1 protein-coding gene is annotated in these 1,472 nt (G+C 68.8%); it reads right to left on the reverse strand.

The genetic code is table 11. The annotated features are described in order from the left end of the window. Positions 1-35: 35 nt before the first annotated feature. A complete protein-coding gene (locus ACFWP7_RS42595; RefSeq protein WP_384394042.1) occupies positions 36-1,229 on the reverse strand; it encodes an IS30 family transposase in 1,194 nt (397 codons plus the stop codon). Positions 1,230-1,472 lie beyond the last annotated feature (243 nt).

Raw genomic sequence — 1,472 nt, forward strand, 5'->3', positions numbered from 1 at the left:
GGCGGATTCTCGGGGTCCTCGCAACACCTGATGGCTTACGTGGCCGTCAGTAGATCACGCAGGCGCTCGGCTGGGGTTCTCCAGCCGAGCGTTTTGCGTGGCCGGCCGTTGAGCTGCTGGGCGACGTGTTCGAGGTCTTTCACGCTGTGCACGGACAGGTCGGTGCTCTTGGGGAAGTACTGCCGCAGCAGGCCGTTGGTGTTCTCATTCGACCCGCGCTGCCAGGGCGAGTGCGGATCGCAGAAGTAGACCGGTACTCCCGTGGCCACGGTGAACTGCTTGTGCGCGGCCATCTCGCAGCCCTGGTCCCAGGTCAGCGAGCCGCGCAAGTGGTCGGGCAGGGTCTGGATCACCGGCACCAGCACGTCGCGGACCTCCTCGGCGGTGTGCCCGCCAGACAGATGCCCGAGCAGGACGTAGCGGGTGGAGCGCTCGACCAGGGTCACGATCGCGCTCTCGCTTCGGGGGCCGACGATCAGATCGCCTTCCCAGTGGCCGGGAACCGCCCGGTCCTCCACCTCGGCAGGACGCTCGGAGATCATCACCATCTCGTCGACGAAGCGGCGGGTGCGCTGGTCCGGGCTGCGGCGAGGCTTGCGGCGGATGCGACCGCTGCGCAGTGCGACCGCGATCTCGCGGCGCAGGCCGCCTCGGGCCTGGACGTAGATGGCCTGGTAGATCGTCTCCGGACTCACCCGCATGCTCTCGTCGTCGGGGAACTCGATGATCACAGCGTGACTGATCTGTTCCGGGGACCAGCGTTCGCGCAGCTTGTCCTCAACGTATCGACGCAGCGGACCGTTTGCGGCGAGCTTCGAGGCCTTGAACCGTGACCGGCTCTTGGCCCAGGCCCGCTGGGCGCGGTGCGGCCGGTAGACGCCGTCGACCGCCCGGGCGTCGATCTCGCGCTTGATCGTGGACGCCGGTCGGCCCAGAGCCCGGCCGATCGCCCGCAGCGAGTGGCCGGCCCGGTGCATGTCAGCGATCGTCTCCCGCTCGGTCACGGTCAGGAACCGGGGGTGCAGCCGCGCGTCGACCGCAGCGAGGGACGGCTGGGTTGCGCTGGCGCCGATGGAGGTCACACCGGTCTTATAGTCGATCAAGCGGCCGTCAGCGCGCAGTCGCGAATGGCCGATCTGCCGGATGCCCTGGTCCCAGTCCTGGGCGGTGCGCGCGTGGACGCCGGCCTGGGCGGAGGCATCACGGCGTCGGACTCCAGCCGCACGCAGCCGCTCGTACTCCGCCCGACCCTGATGCCCAGACCTGCCGGGCTTACCGCGGCCGCGGACACCGGCCTGACGGGCCCATCCGAACGCCGTATTGCGGTTCACTCCGACTGCGCGAGCGGCATCAGTGATGCTGCCGTCCTCCCGGTCCAGTGCCTCGAAGAACCTCGCCTTCAGCACCTCAAAACCCACGATCCCCGCAACTCCCTGAACTCCAGGGTGTTGCGGGGATCAATAGAACCCGCC

The sequence above is a fragment of the Streptomyces sp. NPDC058470 genome (genome assembly GCF_042721055.1).
In the GTDB taxonomy this organism is placed as follows: Bacteria; Actinomycetota; Actinomycetes; order Streptomycetales; family Streptomycetaceae; genus Streptomyces.